The sequence below is a fragment of the Salmonella sp. SAL04214 genome (assembly GCF_046550615.1).
Classification (GTDB): Bacteria; Pseudomonadota; Gammaproteobacteria; order Enterobacterales; family Enterobacteriaceae; genus Salmonella; species Salmonella enterica.
The window spans coordinates 1-779 of the sequence record NZ_JBGDXT010000028.1 but is presented as its reverse complement, the minus strand read 5'-3'; the positions used below and the strand labels follow the sequence as shown (position 1 = coordinate 779).

Here is a 779-nt window from a genome sequence, read left to right as displayed (position 1 = left end):
ATTCATTTATTCAAAGTTCATTGTCTTTAGGGATGCGAAATGAAAATCTCGTTAGTCGTTCCGGTCTTCAATGAAGAAGCCACGATACCTATTTTCTATAAAACGGTTCGCGAGTTTGAAGAGCTAAAACCGTATGAAGTTGAGATTGTTTTCATCAACGACGGAAGCAAAGATGCGACTGAATCAATAATTAACAAAATAGCTGCATCTGATCCGCTCGTTATTCCGCTTTCGTTTACGCGAAACTTCGGTAAAGAACCTGCTCTTTTCGCGGGTCTCGACCATGCAACCGGGGATGCGGTCATTCCTATTGATGTCGATTTACAGGATCCGATAGAAGTTATCCCCCATCTCATTGAGAAGTGGCAGGCTGGCGCAGATATGGTGCTGGCTAAGCGCTCAGACCGCTCAACTGACGGGCGCATGAAGCGTAAGACAGCTGAATGGTTTTATAAGCTGCACAATAAAATCAGCAATCCGAAAATTGAAGAGAACGTCGGTGATTTCCGGTTAATGAGCCGTGAGGTTATCGAAAATATTAAATTAATGCCCGAACGCAACTTGTTCATGAAGGGGGTGCTCAGTTGGGTTGGCGGTAAAACGGATGTTGTTAAATATGCCCGTGCCGAACGCGTGGCCGGTGATTCGAAATTCAACGGCTGGAAATTATGGAATCTGGCGCTCGAAGGGATTACCAGCTTCTCAACTTTCCCTCTCCGCATCTGGACGTATATCGGGTTAGCTGTCGCAGGTGTTGCATTCCTGTATGGTGCCTGGAT

Annotated in this window: 1 protein-coding gene; it reads left to right on the top strand. The window is 45.8% G+C overall.

The window, feature by feature from the left end; genetic code table 11:
• Window positions 1-39: 39 nt before the first annotated feature.
• Window positions 40-779: glycosyltransferase family 2 protein (locus ACLJQD_RS22885; RefSeq protein WP_017442276.1), on the top strand; the 740-nt coding region annotated here is incomplete at its 3' end.